The sequence below is a fragment of the Diaphorobacter caeni genome, assembly GCF_015354245.1.
GTDB classification, from domain to species: Bacteria; Pseudomonadota; Gammaproteobacteria; order Burkholderiales; family Burkholderiaceae_C; genus Diaphorobacter_A; species Diaphorobacter_A caeni.
In genome coordinates this window covers 13,041-30,379 of sequence record NZ_JADKYZ010000002.1, presented here as the reverse complement: position 1 = coordinate 30,379, position 17,339 = coordinate 13,041, and the positions used below count along the sequence as shown (strand labels likewise).

Here is a 17,339-nt window from a genome sequence, read left to right as displayed (position 1 = left end):
GTTTCAGTGAGCGGTGCGGTGGCGGTTGCCGCTCAAAGTGATCCATGTGAGCAGCACACCGGTGAGCGCGCCCGCCGCCATGCCGATCACCATGGGCAGCGGCTTGCCGTTGGAGAACAGGCCCACGATCTGCATAGCGATGGCGCCGGTCAGCATCTGCAGCGTGCCGAGCAAGGCCGATGCGGTTCCGGCGATGTCGCCATGGTCGTCCAGCGCCAGCACCGAGGTGGTGGGAATCACCAGCCCCATCAACCCGCTCGAGACGAAATACAAACCGATCAGCACATACAGGTTGTCGCCGCCCAGCAGGTAGTAGGCAAGCAGACAGCTCATCACCACGCCGCAGGCGGACGCCGCCAGCTTGACGATGGCCACCAGCCCGTAGCGCTTGCCCAGTGCGCCGGTGAATTGCGCCGCGCCGATGAAGGCGATCGCATTGAACGCGAACGCGAGGCTGTATTGCGTGGCCGAAAGTCCGTAGTGGTTGATCAGCACGAACGGCGAGCCCGCAAGATAGACAAAGAAGCCGGCCATCGCCGTGGCACCGATGAACACGAGGCCGAGGTAATGCCAGTCGCGCAGCAAAAACGCATAGGCCTTGAACACGTCGGCCATGTTGCTCTCGTGGCGTGCGGCCTCGCTGCGGGTTTCGGGCAGACCGTGCACCATCGCGGCCAGCCCGAGCACGGCCGCGAGCGTGACCGCCCAGAACACCAGCCGCCATCCGCCGAGCGCAATCACGCCGCTGCCCGCAAGCGGCGCGAGGATCGGCGAGACGCTGAACACCAGCATCAGCAGCGACATCATGCGCGCCGCCTCGTGCCCGGTGTGCAGATCGCGCACCACCGCACGCGGCACCACCATGCCCGCCGCCGCGCCCAGCCCCTGCACGAAGCGCAGCGTGACCAGCGTGTGGATGTCCTGCGCCAGCGCGCAACCGACGCTTGCCACGATGAAGATCACCAGCCCCAGATACAGCGGCTTCTTGCGCCCCCACATGTCAGAGAGCGAGCCGAACACCGGTTGCCCCACACCCAGCGCGATGAAGAAAGCCGTGAGGCTGGCCTGCACCGCCCCCACGGGCGCATTCAGACTCGCGCCGATCTGAGGCAGCGCGGGGAGATACATGTCGATGGCAAAGGGACCAATGGCCGAGAGCAGGCCAAGGATCACCACCATGCGAAGGGAAACGGAAGACGAAGAGGACGTTGAAGACATAGGCCCGCGATTGTCGCGGATTGCGGGGAAGGGGCGCGGGGTGCGCTGTCGTGAGCGTAGGCTTGGAGTGCGGAATTTTGAGGGGTGAAAGCAAACCGTCGCGGGCAACTTGGTTTTTCAGTCTATGCCCAAATAGGCAGTGATTGCTGTCACTCTTGTAGCGCCAGTCCCACCGTTGCCCATAAACCCAAAGTTCAGTATTGAAGTATGCGCTAGCACACATTTGATGCATTCCAGACGCTGCTCGGCGTGGGTTAACTGTAACAATCTATACTTACCCGCGCCGCCCACATTGCCTTCCTGCTCCACGCCAACGTACGTCCCCATGCCTTCATCCAAGTACACCTGCGATCTGCAGTCCGCTCCGCCGAGCCACGTCGTCAAAGAAGAGCACATCGAATACGGCTTCATTGGCAAGCTTCAGAACCTGAAGTACCAATTCCGCGACGACATCCGTGATCGCGCCGCGCTGGAGCAGAATTTTCGCGAGAAGTTCGAGGCTCTCAACCGGGTCAAGTTGACGGATTCTGAGTTCGCCCGGCTTCTGGATGAAATCGTCACACCTGATGTGTTCACTGCTGCCAGGACCCTGCGCGGCATCAATGCCTTCACCCGCGACGACGGCACACCGCTGAACTACACGCTGGTGAACATCAAGGACTGGTGCAAGAACCACTTCGAGGTTGTGCGCCAGTTGCGCATCAACACCGACAACAGCCACCACCGCTACGACGTTCTCATCCTCATCAACGGCGTGCCCTGCGTGCAGATCGAGCTCAAAACGCTCGGCGTGAATCCGCGCCGAGCCATGGAGCAGATCGTTGAATACAAGCAGGACGCAGGCAACGGCTACGCCAAGACGCTGTTGTGCTTCATGCAGCTGTTCATCGTCAGCAACCGCGACCGCACCTACTACTTCGCCAACAACAACGCGCGCCACTTTGCCTTCAATGCCGACGAGCGCTTTCTGCCCATTTATGAGTTTGCAGGCGAAGACAACCGCAAGATCACTCAGCTCGACGAGTTCGCCGAGCACTTCCTGAAAAAGTGCGACCTTGGGCGCACCATCAGCCGCTACATGGTGCTGCTCGCGGGCGAGCAAAAGCTCATGATCATGCGGCCCTATCAGGTCTACGCCGTGAAGCACATCATCACGTGCATCGACGAAAACAACGGCAACGGCTTTATCTGGCACACCACGGGCAGCGGCAAGACGCTCACCTCGTTCAAAGCCTCCACGCTGCTCAAGGAAAACGAACATATCCACAAATGCGTGTTCGTCGTGGACCGCAAAGACCTTGACCGTCAGACGCGCGAAGAGTTCAACAAGTTTCAAGAAGGCTGTGTTGAAGAGAACACCAACACGGGCGCCCTAGTGCGCCGGCTGCTTTCCGAGGACTACGCCGACAAGGTGATCGTCACCACCATCCAGAAACTCGGCCTCGCGCTCGATGAAAACAGCAAGCGCAACAAGCAGCGCAGCAAGAGCGGCCAGGCCACGTATAAAGAACAGCTTGAAGCGCTGCAAGACCAACGCATCGTCTTCATCTTTGATGAATGCCACCGGTCTCAGTTTGGTGATAACCACAAGGCCATCAAAGCGTTCTTCCCGAAGGCTCAACTCTTTGGATTCACTGGCACGCCCATCTTCGACGCCAATGCCAGCTCGCAGAAAATCGAAGACACCCAAGCGTCAATGCGCACCACGGCGGACCTGTTCGAAAAGCAGCTTCACGCCTACACCATCACCCACGCCATCGAGGATGGGAACGTTCTGCGCTTTCACGTTGACTACTTCAAGCCCGAAGGCAAGAACCCGCCCAAGCCCGGCGAGGCCATTGCCAAAAAGGCGGTCATTGAAGCCATCCTCAATAAGCACGACGCCGCCACTGGCGCACGCCGCTTCAACGCCGTGCTCGCCACAGCGTCCATCAACGACGCCATCGAATACCACGCACTGTTCAAAACGATGCAAGCGGAAAAGCACGCTGCTGATCCCGACTTCAAGCCGTTGAACATCGCCTGCGTCTTTTCTCCGCCTGCCGAGGGCGACCCGGATGTGAGGCAGATCCAGGAGGATTTGCCACAAGAGCAAGCAGACAACGAAGAAGACCCCGAGGGCAAAAAAGCTGCGCTCAAGGCCATCCTCGCGGACTACAACGCCCGCTACGGCACCAACCACCGTTTGAGCGAGTTCGACCTGTACTACCAGGACGTGCAAAAGCGCATCAAAGACCACCAGTGGCCCAATGCCGACTACCCGGCTGCGCAGAAAATCGACATCACCATCGTGGTGGACATGCTGCTCACTGGCTTTGACTCCAAGTTCCTGAACACGCTTTACGTGGACAAGAACCTCAAGTACCACGGCTTGATTCAGGCCTTCTCGCGCACCAACCGCGTGCTCAACGGCACCAAACCCTACGGCAACATCCTCGACTTCCGTCAGCAGCAAGACTCGGTTGATGCCGCCATCGCCCTTTTCTCCGGCGAGAAGACTGGCGAGCAGGCGCGGAAAATCTGGCTTGTGGACAAAGCGCCGGTGGTCATCGAAAAGCTGGATGCCGCCGTGCAAAAGCTGGACGAGTTCATGAAGTCCCAGGGCCTGGCCTGTTCGCCCTCAGAAGTGGCCAACCTGAAGGGCGACGCGGCCCGCGCGGCTTTCGTCACCCATTTCAAGGAAGTGCAACGGCTCAAAACTCAGCTCGATCAATACACCGATCTCACCGGCGAAGACAAAGCCGCCATCGAAACGGTACTGCCCGATGAAAACCTGCGCGGCTTCAAGGGCCAGTATCTTGAAACCGCCAAGAAGCTCCGGGAGCAACAGGGCAAAGACAGTGGCAAGCATGGCGATGGCCCGGGCGCAGAAAACCCAGTGGAACAGCTCGACTTCGAGTTCGTGCTCTTCGCGTCTTCCGTGATCGACTACGACTACATCATGGGCCTCATCGCCAAGTTCTCCGCCAAGGAGCCGGGCAAGGCCAAGATGACGCGCGCGGAACTGATCGGCCTGATCAGCGCCGATGCCAAGTTCATGAGCGAGCGCGACGATATTGCGGAGTACATCAACACGCTCAAGGCGGGCGAAGGTCTCTCCGAGACCGACATCCGAGACGGCTACACACACTTCAAGGCCGAGAAGAACGTCAAAGAGCTTGCCGCCATCGCCACCAAGCATGGCTTGGCCGCAGACGCTGTTCAGAACTTTGTGGACGGCATTCTTGACCGCATGATTTTGGATGGCGAGTTGCTAAGTGAGCTGATGGAGCCGCTTGATCTTGGATGGAAAGCGCGTGGTGAAGCGGAACTGGCGTTGATGGCTGATCTACGGCCCGTTCTCGATAGGCGCGCAGGTGGCCGTGAAATTTCTGGATTGAGTGCGTATGAGTCGTAAGGACAAAGCCGCCGTGACGAGGGGCGGGGCAAAGACTGTGATGGTGCCGAAGCTGCGGTTTCCGGAGTTTCGGGGGGCAGATGGCTGGGAAAAATCTAGCATGAGCGAGTTGTCGGAAATTGTTCGTGGCGGTTCTCCACGCCCAATTGATGGGTTTCTCACCACCGATGCGAGCGGACTCAATTGGCTCAAGATTGGCGATGTAGATAAAGACGCCAAATACGTCACTCGAACCGCTGAAAAGGTTCGCCGTGAAGCACTAAGCAAAACTAGATTCGTAAGACCCGGAGACTTGATTCTCTCAAACTCGATGAGCTTCGGGCGGCCGTATATTCTTCAGATTGAAACTTGTATTCATGACGGCTGGATTGCCATCACGGACATTGCCAAGCACGTGAATAGAGACTTTCTCTATTATTCGATCTCGGCTCCCAGTAGCCAACGATACTTCGCGGACAACGCTGCGGGAAGTGGGGTTCAGAATCTCAACGCTGAAATAATTAAAGCTCTATCGGTCAGACTTCCCGAACAAGCTGAACAGCAAAAAATCGCCGAGTGCCTGAGTTCGGCGGACGAACTGATCGCCGCGCAAGCGCGGAAAGTGGACGCGCTCAAGGCCCATAAAAAAGGGCTGATGCAGCAGCTTTTTCCGCGCGAAGGTGAAACGCAACCGCGCCTCCGCTTTCCCGAATTCCAAAACGCAGGGGAGTGGGTGAGTGACTCCATCGGCAATATATTTAAAACGGCTTCTGACGGTACTCCAAGCCGCACCGAAAAGGCTTACTGGAATGGAAACATTCCCTGGATCACAACGTCACAGGTGGATTTCCAAGTGATTTCCAGTGCAGAGGAGTTTATTACTTCGGAGGGGGTAGCCAACTCTTCAGCAAAGCTCTTTCCTAAAGGCACAGTATTGATGGCTATGTACGGCCAGGGTAAAACACGCGGTCAAGTCGCTTTGCTAGGAATCGAGGCTGCAACAAACCAAGCATGTGCCGCAATTCTTCCTCGAAAAGGCATAGATCCATATTTTCTCTTTGCAAACATGGCGGGGCGATATGAAGAAATCCGGGAAATGAGCAATAGCGGCGGGCAAGAAAATCTCAGCCAAGGGTTGGTACGAGAAATACAGTTCGCGTTTCCGTCAGAGGATGCAGAACAGAGGAAGGTCACCTCCTGCCTAAGCACCCTCGACACCCAAATCACCGCCGAAGCCCAAAAACTCGAAGTCCTCAAGACCCACAAAAAAAGCTTGATGCAGCAGCTCTTCCCATCCACGGAGGAGGTCGAAGCATGAGCGACCTGATTCTCTACACCACCGAAGATGGTCGCAGCCAGATCAAACTGCGGGCGCTGGAAGAAACTGTCTGGCTGACACAATTGGAGATGGCGGAGCTCTTCGATGCCACAAAGCAAAACATTTCGCTGCACCTGAAAAACATCTTCGAAGACGGTGAGTTGAGCGAGGATTCAGTTGTCAAGGATTCCTTGACAACTGCTGCTGACGGCAAGCGATATCAGACACAGCTCTACAACTTGGATGCCATTCTGGCCGTGGGCTACCGCGTGCGTTCACCGCGCGGCGTGCAGTTCCGCCGCTGGGCTTCCACGGTCCTGAAGGAGTACCTGACCAAGGGCTTTGTGATGGACGACGAGCGTCTGAAGAACCCGGATGGCCGCCCGGATTACTTCGACGAGATGCTGGAGCGCATCCGCGACATCCGGGCTTCCGAGAAGCGTTTTTATCAAAAGGTGCGCGACCTTTTTGCCCTCGCCAGCGACTACGACAAAACTGAAAAGGCAACGCAACTTTTTTTTGCCACGGTGCAGAACTTGCTGATCTATGCCGTGACAGAAAAGACCGCCGCTGAACTCGTCACCGCGCGGGCAAATCCTGCCGATCCGCATTTTGGCCTGCTTGCTTGGAAGGGCAACAAGGTGCGCAAGGAGGACGCCATTGTGGCCAAGAACTACCTGAGCGAAGACGAGATAGACACGCTGAACCGGCTGGTCGTCATCTTCCTGGAAACCGCCGAGCTGCGGGCCAAGCGCAAGCAAGAGACGCAAATGGCCTTCTGGAAGCAGAACGTGGATCAGATCATCACGTCCAACGGCTTTCCGCTGCTGACGCACACAGGCTCCATCAGCAATGGACAGATGGAAGCACGCACGGGTGAGTTGTATCTCCAGTTCGACCGCGACCGTAAACGTGCGGAAGCTATCGCGGCTGACCAGCAGGACGAGGCCGAACTTCAAGCGCTGGAAACCAAAATCAAACGTCGCCCCAAGAAATGACCGAAGCCAATCAAAAACAACTGGGCAACACGCTCTGGAGCATTGCCGACCAACTGCGCGGCGCCATGGACGCGGACGACTTCCGCGACTACATGCTGTCCTTCCTCTTTCTGCGTTATCTCTCGGACAATTACGAGACGGCGGCGAAGAAGGAGTTGGGCAAGGACTATCCCGATGTAGACGGCGACGCCCGCAAGGTGCCACTGGCGCTCTGGTATGCGAACAATGTGGATGACATTCCCGCGTTTGAAAAGCAGATGCGTCGCAAGGTGCACTACGTCATCCAGCCCGCGCACCTGTGGAACAGCATCGCCAATCTGGCGCGCACTCAGAACGATGAGCTGCTGAACACGCTGCAAGCAGGCTTCAAATACATCGAGACGGAGTCGTTTGAAAGCACCTTTCAAGGCCTGTTCTCCGAAATCGACCTGAGCTCCCCAAAGCTTGGTAAAACGTATACCGACCGGAATGCAAAACTCTGCGTCGTCATCCAGAAAATTGCCGAAGGACTGCTGGAGTTTTCCACCGATGTGGACGCGCTGGGCGATGCCTACGAATACCTGATCGGCCAGTTTGCCGCTGGCTCTGGCAAGAAGGCCGGCGAGTTCTACACGCCGCAGCAGATTTCGGACGTTCTTTCAGCCATCGTTACGCTGGACAGTCACGAGCCGGAAACCGGCACCAAGAAGCGGCTTGATAGCGTGCTGGACTTTGCCTGCGGCTCCGGCTCGCTGCTGCTCAATGTGCGCAAGAAGGTGGCCGGTGCGGGTGGAGCGATTGGCAAGATCTTCGGTCAGGAAAAGAACATCACCACCTACAACCTCGCGCGCATGAACATGCTGCTGCATGGGGTGAAGGACACGGAGTTCGAAATCTTCCATGGCGATACGCTGCTCAACGAGTGGGACATGCTGCGCGAGCAAAACCCGGCCAAGAGGCCGAGTTTTGACGCCATCGTCGCCAACCCGCCTTTCAGCTACCGCTGGGAGCCGACGGATGCGCTGGCCGATGACGTGCGCTTCAAAAGCCACGGTCTCGCGCCCAAGTCGGCAGCCGACTTTGCTTTTCTGCTGCACGGTTTTCACTACCTGAAAGATCAGGGCGTGATGGCGATCATCTTGCCGCACGGCGTGCTGTTTCGCGGCGGGGCGGAAGAACGCATCCGCACCAAGCTGCTGAAGGACGGGCACATCGACACGGTGATCGGGCTGCCCGCCAATCTGTTCTATTCCACCGGTATTCCCGTGTGCATTCTGGTGCTGAAGAAGTGCAAGAAGCCGGATGATGTGCTGTTCATCAACGCTGCCGAGCACTTCGAAAAAGGCAAGCGCCAAAACCAGCTCAAGCCCGAGCACATCGCCAAGATCATCAAAACCTACCAGTTCCGAGAGGAAGAGGCGCGTTACTCACGCAAGGTGGAGATGGCCGAGATCGAGAAGAACGATTTCAACCTGAACATCTCGCGCTATATCAGCACGGTGGTGAGCGAGGCGGAGATTGATCTTGATGCGACTCATCGCGAGTTGGTGGAGATTGAACAGGCGATTGCGGCGGCGAAGGACAAGCACAACGCCTTCTTGAGAGAACTGGGATTGAAGCTGTTGCCATAGGCGACTGTCCGTTGGTGATCTGTGCCTTCGACGAAGGTGCGAATCTTGGTCGATGGCCTGAGCGTCTCCCTCAGCTCAGCTTGCCGAGAGCCCGCAACACATTCTCCGCCGTGGCGGGGGCTGAGAGCGTCACCGGCTCCTGCTCATCCACACCCACACCCTTGCGCGCCGCCGCAATGGCGTCGCGCATCGCCTCATACACGCTGATCGCCAGCATGAACGGCGGCTCGCCCACGGCCTTGCTGCCGCCCACGTTGTCTTCGCGGTTGGCTTCGTGCCAGAAATCGACCTTGAGATGCTGCGGGATGTCGCCCGTCGCGGGGATCTTGTAGGTGCTGGGGGCGTGCGTCGTGAGCAGGCCGTTGTCGTTCCATACGAGCTGTTCGGTGGTGAGCCAGCCCATGCCCTGGACGAAGCCGCCTTCGATCTGGCCCTTGTCGATGGCGGGGTTGATGCTGCGGCCCACGTCGTGGAGGATGTCCACGGCGAGTACGCGTGATTCGCCGGTGAGGGTGTCGATGGCGACCTCGGTGCAGGCGGCGCCGTAGGCGAAATAGTAGAACGGGCGGCCGGTGAGGGTGGTCTTGTCGTAGTGGATCTTGGGCGTGCGGTAGAAGCCGTCGCTCCACAGTTGGATGCGGTTGGCGTAGGCTTCCTTGACGACATCGTTCCAGTCGCGCGTGCGCTTGGGCGTGATGATCTTGCCGTCGGCGAATTGCACCGCGCCCGCGCCGACGGCGTCGAGGCCGCAGACGTAGGAGGCCAGGTTGTCGCGGATGTTGCGGGCGGCGAACTGGGCGGCGCGGCCGTTGAGGTCGGTGCCCGCCGAGGCCGCGGTGGCGCTGGCATTGGGGATCTTGCTGGTGTCGCTTGCGGTGACGATCACGCGCTCGAACGGCACGCCCAGTTCGTCGGCCACGATCTGCGCGACCTTGGTGTGCAGGCCCTGGCCCATTTCGGTGCCGCCATGGTTCACCTGCACGCTGCCGTCGGTGTAGACATGCACGAGCGCACCGGCCTGATTGAACAGCGTGGCGGTGAAACTGATGCCGAACTTGACCGGCGTGATCGCCAGTCCGCGCTTGATCACCGCATTGCCCGCGTTCCAGTCGGCCACGGCCTGCTGGCGCTTGCGGTAGTTGGACGTCGCTTCCAACTGCGGCAGGAGCGCGTGCAGGATGTTGTCTTCCACCTTCATCTGGTAGTGGGTGACGTTGCGTTCGTCGATGCCGTAGAGGTTGCGCATGCGCACGTCGAGCGCATCCTTGTTCAGCGCGCGTGCGATGTCGCCCATGATGGACTCGATCACGATCACGCCCTGCGGCCCGCCGAAGCCCCGGAAGGCGGTGTGGCTCTGCGTGTTCGTCTTGCAGCGGAACGAGGCGATGTCCACGTCTTCGAGGAAGTAGGCGTTGTCGCTGTGGAAGACCGCGCGGTCGGCCACGGGGCCGGAGAGGTCGGCGCTGAAGCCGCAGTTGGCCGCGAGCTGGAGTTGGAGTCCGGTGATGCGGCCGGTGTCGTCAAAGCTCACGTCGTACTCATACGCGAAGGGGTGGCGTTTGCCGGTGACCATGAAATCCTCGTCGCGGTCGAGGCGCAGCTTCACTGGCTTGCCGGTCTTGTTGGCGGCGACGGCGGCCCAGACGGCGAGGTGGCCGGCCTGCGTTTCCTTGCCGCCGAAGCCACCGCCCATGCGGCGGCATTCGACGCGCACCGCATTGTTCTCCAGCCCCAGCGCGTGCGACACCCAGTGCTGCACTTCGCCCGGATGCTGGGTGCTCGAGTAGATCCACCACTGCTTTTGTTCGAGCGGCAGCGCATAGGCGATCTGACCTTCCAGATAGAAGTGCTCCTGGCCGCCGACCTCGAAACTGCCTTGCAGCCGGTGCTTGGCCGAGCCCAGCGCCGCAGCCGCATCGCCGCGTCGCACGTGGACTGGCGGCAGCACGTAGTTCTGCGCGTTGAGCGCATCGGCCACGGTCAGAATGGCTGGCAACGGCGTGATCTCCAGCTTGACGGCGCGCGCGGCGCGGCGTGCCTGCATCACGGTTTCGGCGATGACGAGGCCGATCACCTGACCGACGAACTGCACGGTGTCGATGGCGAAGACCGGCTCGTCGTGCGCGAACGCGGCGAGGATCTTGTCGCCGGGGATGTCCTTGGACAGCACGACATCGCGCACGCCCGGCATGGCCAGTGCGGCGCTCGCGTCCACGCTGTCGAGCGTGCCATGCGCGACGTTCGAGAGAATCGGCGCGGCGTACAGCGTGCCCTTGATCTCGGGGATGTCGTCGATGTAGCTGACCGCGCCCGCGACTTGCGCGCGCGCGCTTTCATGAAAGTGCGACGAGCCGACGGCGGGTTGCGCGGTGTCGAGCTCGGATGCGTTGGCGCGTGTGTTCATGGCTGCACCTCCAGCGGTTGCAGTGTGGCAAGCGAGTGAATGGAGCCCTGCGTCGCGGCTCCCGATGTCTCCAGCCAGAAGCGCTGGAACAGGGCTCCGAGCATTTCGCGGCGGTAGGCCCTGCTCGCGCGCATGTCGCTGATGGGGTTGAACTCCGCCTGCAGCGACTGGCCGGCCTGCGTGGCCAACGCCTCGCTCCAGACCTGTCCGTTCAGCCGCGTCTCGGTCTGCACCGCGCGCGCCGGGGTGGCGGCCACGCCGCCCGCGCCGATGCGTGCCTGGCGGATCACGCCGTTGTCGATCTGCATTTGAATGACGAGGCAGACCGCCGAGATGTCGTCATCAAAGCGCTTGGAAATCTTATAGGCCGCGAGCCGTTGGTTGGGTACCGGCAGCGGCACGTGGATGGCGGTGAGCAGCTCGTCGGGCGCGAGCAGATTCTTGCGGTAGCCTGTGTAGAAATCTTCCAGCGCGACACTGCGTTCCCCGCGCACGCTGGCCAGAGTGATGCTTGCGCCCAGAGCGATCAGCAGCGGCATGGAATCGCCGATCGGCGAGCCGTTGGCGACGTTGCCGCCCAGCGTGCCGGAGTTGCGCACCGGCATGCCCGCAAAGCGCGTGGCGAAGCGCTTGAGCTGCGGCCAGTGCTGCACCAGCGCGTCGAACGCATCGGTCAGCGAGACGGCCGCGCCGATGTGGATCTGCTTGGCGTCGGAGGTGATGCGGCGCAGCTCTTCGGCGCGGGTCACATCCAGAATCTGCGCGTACTGCTTGTGCATCTTGGTGATCCACAGGCCCACGTCGGTCGTGCCGGCGGCCACCAGCGCATCGGGGTGCGCTGCGCGCGCCTGCAGCAGTTCATTGAGCGTGACCGGCGCAAGATAGGCCGCGTCGCTCGTCGCGTGGGTCGTGTTCAGCGCGTGAAGCTGCTTGAGCAGCTCCGGCTCGTTGACCTGCATGCGCGGCAGCTCGGCCATGTTCTGGGCGGCATCGAAGATCGGGCGGTAGCCGGTGCAGCGGCAGAGGTTGCCGGACAGCTCTTCGGCCGCGAGTTCGCGCGTGATGGTCTCGCCCTTGCAGACGTGGTTCTGGTACATGCCGAACATGCTCATCACGAAGCCGGGCGTGCAGAAGCCGCATTGCGAGCCGTGGCAGTTCACCATGGCCTGCTGCGCCGGGTGCAGGTCGCTCGAGGATTTTTCAGAGGGCTGGATCAGCGGGTCGGCGGCGAGGTCCTCGACCGTCCACAGCGCCATGCCGTCAACCGAGTGCGCAAGGCGAATGCAGCTGTTGACCGACTGGTAGTGCACCGCACCCTCGCGTTCGCGGCCGAGCACCACGGTGCAGGCACCGCAGTCGCCTTCGCCGCAGCCTTCCTTGGTGCCCAAGCAGCCCAGGTCTTCACGCAGCACTTCCAGCAGCGTGCGATCGGGCGCTACGCCATTCAATGTCACGACCTGGCCGCGACGGACAAAACGCAAGGGACGGGTAGAGCTCATAAGGGCGAATCTGTCGTGCTTGAGTAGGCAATGCCATAAGGGTAATTGCGGAACGGCTCGGTATATATATGAGTGGCGATATACCGCCAATGTCTGCAACACTATGAATGCCAGTGGAACGTGTCCCCACATTGGCGCACAACGCAGGGTGCATGCGGCTCGCATCTTGCTTGCAGGGTGTCGGAGCCATCGCACCCGCGCCGCTCCGACACCCTCAATATAAGCCATTGCGTATGGCGTGAATGCGGCTCCACGTATGAGAGAACAAAACCTTTTCGACAAGATAGACCTCCATCTCATCAGGGTCCTTCATACCGTGCTGATTGAACGAAGCGTCTCCAAAGCAGCGATCCGTCTGGGCATGCACCAGCCAGCGGTCTCGGCTGCACTCAAGCGATTGCGCGATCTGTCGGGCGATCCGCTGCTGGTGCGCTCGGGCGTGAGCATGCTGCCCACCGACACGGCGCTGCGCATGGTGGACCCCGCCGCGAACATCCTGCGCTCGGCCGAGGCGCTGTTCTCCGATGCGCGCGGCTTCGATCCCCGCACCGCCACGCGCACCTTCCGCGTGATGGCCAATGATTATCTGGACCCGCTGTTCCTGCCGCGCCTCGTCGCCCGCATCAAGGCCCAGGCGCCGCTGTGCCCCATCGAGGTGCTGCCGCTGTCGGCGGATGTGCATTACCAGGCGCATCTCGCGCAGGGCGACGTCGATCTGGTCATCGCCAATTGGCCCAAGCCCCCCGATGAGCTGCATCTGGGGCGCCTGTTTTCTGACGAGGTGGTCTGCATGGTCTCGAACGACCACCCGGTGGTGCGCCGGGGCTGGGACCGCGACGGCTGGCTGAGCGCCGAGCACATCGCGCCCACGCCCACCTATCCCGGCGCCAAGGGCGTGATCGATCTGCAGCTCGACGAGCTCGGTCTCACCCGCAACGTCGCCGCGCGCTGCGCGCATTTCAGCCTGATTCCCGACATCGTCGCCACCAGTCTGCTGGTGCTGACCACGGGCCGGCAGTTCTGTCAGCGCTTCGAGAGCCGGCTGCCGGTCACCATCCTGCCGTGCCCGGTCGCGTTCCAACCCCTTCACTATTACCAGCTATGGCACTCCCGATCTCATCATTCGGCGGCGGCCATCTGGCTGCGCAACACCGTTCGCGAGGTGGTGCTGTCGCTGCGCAGGTCATGAGGCGCAACGGCGGAAAAACTCGTAGCAGTCAGTGCATGTCGGCAGTGCATGGAATGCCTGTTTCGATGCATAACCATTCACAACTTTGAGACAATCTCGCTGTATGACTTTGTCCGAACAGAATTTTTCACCCACATCAGTGCCAAGACTGGAACTGGTGGGTATTACCAAGCGATACCCTGCGGTCGTTGCGAATAATGGGGTATCGCTGACGGTGCTTCCGGGAGAAGTCCACGCCATTTTGGGCGAGAACGGCGCTGGCAAGTCCACGCTCATGAAGATCATCTACGGCGCGGTCAAGCCCGACGAGGGCCGCATCGTCGTCGACGGCAAGCCGGTGCAGATCCGCAATCCGCAGGAGGCGCGGGCGCTCGGCATCGCCATGGTGTTCCAGCATTTCAGCCTGTTCGACACGCTGACCGTGGCCGAGAACGTCTGGCTGGGCCTTGACAAGAGCATTCCGCTTTCCGAGGTCATCCAGCAGGTGGACGCTACCGCGCGCGAGTACGGCCTCGAGGTCGACCCCCACCGTCCCGTGCATACGCTCTCCGTGGGCGAGATGCAGCGCGTCGAAATCATCCGCGCGCTGCTGACCAAGCCACGCGTGCTGATCCTGGACGAGCCCACGTCGGTGCTCACGCCGCAGGCCGTCGAAAAGCTGTTCATCGTGCTCAGGCGTCTGGCCAGCGAGGGCTGCTCGATTCTCTACATCAGCCACAAGCTGCATGAAATCCGCTCGCTGTGCACGGCCTGCACGGTGCTGCGCGGCGGGGTGGTGACGGGCGTGTGCAATCCGTCCCAGGAAACCAATGCCTCGCTCTCGCGCATGATGATCGGCTCGGAGCCGCCCAAGCTCGAACATCGCCAGCCCAACGTCGGCCCCGTCGTGCTCAAGGTGCAGCGGCTCAGCCTGCCGCGGCTCGACCAGTTCGGCATCGACCTGCAGGGCATTGACTTTCAGGTGCGCGAAGGCGAGGTGGTCGGCATCGCGGGCGTGTCCGGCAACGGGCAGCGCGAGCTGCTCTACGCACTGTCGGGCGAAGACACGCGCGCCGAGCCCGCCATGGTGCAGGTCTCGGGCAAGGACGCGGGCCGCATGGGCCCGGGCAAGCGCCGCGCGCTGGGCCTGCACTTTGTGCCGGAAGAGCGCCTGGGACGCGGCGCGGTGCCGAGCATGAGCCTCGCGCACAACCTGCTGCTCACCCGCAAGACGGCGCTCGGCAAGGGTGGCTGGATCCGCATGGGCGTGCTGCAGCAGCAGGCGCGCGACATCATCTCGCGCTTCAACGTGAAGGCGGGCGGGCCGCAGGCGGCGGCGCAGTCGCTGTCGGGCGGCAACCTGCAGAAATTCATCGTGGGCCGCGAGATCGACGCGCAGCCCAGTCTGCTGATCATCTCGCAGCCCACCTGGGGTGTGGACGTGGGCGCTGCGGCGCAGATCCACGGCGAGATCCTGGCATTGAGAGACGCTGGTTGCGCCGTGCTGGTGCTCAGCGAGGAGTTGGACGAATTGTTTGAGATCTGTGACCGCCTGCATGTGGTGGCCAAGGGGCAGCTGTCGCCCTCGATCGCCCGTCAGGATGCGACCGTGCAACTGATTGGCGAGTGGATGAGCGGCCTCTGGGACGCGAATGCCGTCAAGGCGGGAGGCGAACATGTTCAAGCTTGAGCAACGTCCGCAGCCATCCAAACACTGGACCTACGGCTCGCCGATTCTGGCGCTTGCCATCACCGTGGTGATCGGCGTGTGCCTGTTCGCGCTGCTGGGCAAGGACCCGGTGCGCGGCCTGCAGGCCTTCTTCTGGGAGCCGATCAAGTCGGGCTATGCGCTCGCCGAGCTCACGATGAAGGCCACGCCGCTGCTGCTGATCGCGCTGGGGCTGGCCGTGTGCTTTCGCTCCAATGTATGGAACATCGGCGCGGAAGGGCAGTTCGTCGTTGGCGCGGTGGCCGCAGGCGGCATCGCGCTGCTGGCCGACAAGACCACCGGCCCGTGGATCGTGCCCGCGATCCTGATCGCCGGCATGCTTGGCGGCATGGTGTGGGCGGGCATCGTCGCGCTGCTGCGTGACAGGTTCAACGCCAACGAGATTCTGGTCAGCCTGATGCTGGTGTACGTCGCCACGTTGTTCCTCGGCTATCTGGTCTACGGTCCGTGGAAGGACCCGATGGGCTACAACTTCCCGCAGACCAAGGCCTTCGAGCGCGTCACGCAGATCCCCAAGCTCGTGCAGGGACTGCGCATGAACATCGGCGTGGTCATCGCGCTGGTGGGCGCGGCGCTGCTGTGGGTGTTTCTGTTCCGCACGCGTGCGGGCTTTGCGCTGCAGGTCGGCGGCATCGCTCCGGCGGCAGCACGCTATGCGGGCTTTTCCTCGCGCCGCGCGCTGTGGACGGCGCTGCTGATTTCGGGTGCGACGGCCGGTCTGGCCGGTGCGCTCGAGGTGGCCGGGCCGCTCGGCCAGCTCACGCCCTATGTGCCTGCGGGCTACGGTTTTGCCGCGATCATCGTGGCCTTTGTGGGCCGACTGCATCCGGTCGGCATGATTTTTTCCGCGATTCTCATGAGCATGTTCTATATCGGCGGTGAACTCGCCCAGTCGCGACTGGGTCTGCCCAAGTCGCTGACCGGCGTGTTCCAGGGCCTGCTGCTGTTCACGCTGCTGGCGTGCGACACGCTGGTGGCCTATCGCGTGCGCTGGGTTTCGTCCGGCTCCAAGGCAGCGCCTGCTGCCGCAGTGAAGGGAGGCCAGTGATGGAATCGTATGCATTGCTGCTGGGCTCCACGCTCAGCGCGGGCACCGTGCTGGCGCTTGCCGCGCTGGGCCTGCTGATCAACGAGAAGTCGGGCATCGTCAATCTCGGTGCCGAGGGCATGATGCTGTGCGCCGCCATCGCGGGCTTCGCCACGGTGGTGCACACCGGCAGTACCTGGGTCGGTTTTGGTGCGGGCATGCTGGTGGGCGCCTTGCTCGCGGGCGTGTTCGGCCTGCTGGTGATCTGGCTGAACACCAACCAGTATGCGACGGGGCTTGCGCTGTCGCTGTTCGGCACGGGCTTCTCGGCCTTCATCGGCCTGAACTACGTGCAGGCCCGCCTCCCCGAGCTGCCCAAGTACGCAATTCCCGGCCTTGCCGATCTGCCCGTCGTCGGCCAGGCGCTGTTCACGCTGCATCCGCTCGTGTACATCACCGTCGTGCTGGTGTTCGCGATGATCTGGTTTCTCTACCGTACCCGCGCCGGGCTGGTGCTGCGCGCGGTGGGCGAGTCGCCGAGCTCGGCGCACGCGCTGGGTTACCCGGTGCGCCGCATCCGCCTGATGGCGGTGATGTTTGGCGGCGCGATGTGCGGTCTGGCGGGTGCCTACATTTCGACGGTCTACACGCCGCTGTGGGTCGAGGGCATGGTCTCCGGTCGCGGCTGGATCGCCTTGGCGCTCACCACGTTCGCCACATGGCGGCCCGCGCGCGTGCTGCTGGGCGCCTATCTGTTCGGCGGCGTGACCATGCTGCAGTTCCATCTGCAGGCCACGGGCGTGCAGGTGCCCAGCCAGGTGCTGTCGATGCTGCCGTATCTGGCCACCATCGTGGTGCTGGTGCTGATCTCGCGAAACCCCACCTGGATCCGCGCGAACATGCCCGCGTCACTCGGCAAGCCTTTCTATCCCGGGTCGTGAGTGAACAATCAAGTACTACAAACCCATCTCGCGGTTCCGTTTTTTGTTGTC

Annotated in this window: 11 protein-coding genes; 8 read left to right on the top strand and 3 right to left on the bottom strand. The window is 61.5% G+C overall.

From position 1 onward, the window contains the following. Window positions 1-3: 3 nt before the first annotated feature. Complete coding sequence (locus tag ISG32_RS03995; RefSeq protein WP_194769763.1) at window positions 4-1,218, bottom strand: multidrug effflux MFS transporter; 1,215 nt, start codon at window positions 1,216-1,218, stop codon at window positions 4-6. 325 nt (window positions 1,219-1,543) lie between these two features. Between ISG32_RS03995 and ISG32_RS03990 the strand changes: the two genes are divergently transcribed. The 4 genes from ISG32_RS03990 to ISG32_RS03975 are packed head-to-tail and all read left to right on the top strand — an operon-like array spanning window position 1,544 to window position 8,520. Then, window positions 1,544-4,615: a type I restriction endonuclease subunit R gene (locus ISG32_RS03990; protein WP_194769762.1), complete on the top strand. Its 3,072-nt coding sequence runs from the start codon at window positions 1,544-1,546 to the stop codon at window positions 4,613-4,615. Beyond that, a complete protein-coding gene (locus ISG32_RS03985) occupies window positions 4,605-5,912 on the top strand; it encodes a restriction endonuclease subunit S (protein WP_194769761.1) in 1,308 nt (435 codons plus the stop codon). The genes ISG32_RS03990 and ISG32_RS03985 overlap by 11 nt, the downstream gene beginning before the upstream one ends. Beyond that, window positions 5,909-6,910: a virulence RhuM family protein gene (locus ISG32_RS03980; protein ID WP_194769760.1), complete on the top strand. Its 1,002-nt coding sequence runs from the start codon at window positions 5,909-5,911 to the stop codon at window positions 6,908-6,910. The genes ISG32_RS03985 and ISG32_RS03980 overlap by 4 nt, the downstream gene beginning before the upstream one ends. After that, window positions 6,907-8,520, top strand: a complete 1,614-nt coding sequence (locus ISG32_RS03975; RefSeq protein WP_194769759.1) for a type I restriction-modification system subunit M — start codon at window positions 6,907-6,909, stop codon at window positions 8,518-8,520. The genes ISG32_RS03980 and ISG32_RS03975 overlap by 4 nt, the downstream gene beginning before the upstream one ends. A 70-nt stretch (window positions 8,521-8,590) precedes the next feature. Here the strand turns inward: ISG32_RS03975 and xdhB are convergent, their stop codons facing one another. Beyond that, on the bottom strand, window positions 8,591-10,924 hold the full coding sequence (gene xdhB / locus ISG32_RS03970) for a xanthine dehydrogenase molybdopterin binding subunit (protein ID WP_194769758.1): 2,334 nt from the start codon (window positions 10,922-10,924) through the stop codon (window positions 8,591-8,593). Further along, window positions 10,921-12,423: a xanthine dehydrogenase small subunit gene (gene xdhA / locus ISG32_RS03965; RefSeq protein ID WP_194769757.1), complete on the bottom strand. Its 1,503-nt coding sequence runs from the start codon at window positions 12,421-12,423 to the stop codon at window positions 10,921-10,923. The genes xdhB and xdhA overlap by 4 nt, the downstream gene beginning before the upstream one ends. 256 nt (window positions 12,424-12,679) lie before the next feature. Here xdhA and ISG32_RS03960 point away from each other — a divergent pair, with 256 nt between their 5' ends. The 4 genes from ISG32_RS03960 to ISG32_RS03945 all read left to right on the top strand — a co-directional run bounded on the left by ISG32_RS03960 (window position 12,680) and on the right by ISG32_RS03945 (window position 17,288). Continuing rightward, window positions 12,680-13,612 carry a LysR family transcriptional regulator gene (locus tag ISG32_RS03960; protein ID WP_194769756.1) on the top strand — a complete coding sequence of 311 codons (933 nt, stop codon included), beginning with the start codon at window positions 12,680-12,682 and terminating at the stop codon, window positions 13,610-13,612. Window positions 13,613-13,715: 103 nt separating this feature from the next. Beyond that, window positions 13,716-15,281 carry an ABC transporter ATP-binding protein gene (locus ISG32_RS03955; RefSeq protein WP_194769755.1) on the top strand — a complete coding sequence of 522 codons (1,566 nt, stop codon included), beginning with the start codon at window positions 13,716-13,718 and terminating at the stop codon, window positions 15,279-15,281. Next, on the top strand, window positions 15,268-16,368 hold the full coding sequence (locus ISG32_RS03950) for an ABC transporter permease (RefSeq protein ID WP_194769754.1): 1,101 nt from the start codon (window positions 15,268-15,270) through the stop codon (window positions 16,366-16,368). The genes ISG32_RS03955 and ISG32_RS03950 overlap by 14 nt, the downstream gene beginning before the upstream one ends. Continuing rightward, a complete protein-coding gene (locus ISG32_RS03945) occupies window positions 16,368-17,288 on the top strand; it encodes an ABC transporter permease (protein ID WP_194769753.1) in 921 nt (306 codons plus the stop codon). Before ISG32_RS03950 ends, ISG32_RS03945 begins: the two co-directional genes overlap by 1 nt. Window positions 17,289-17,339: the final 51 nt, after the last annotated feature.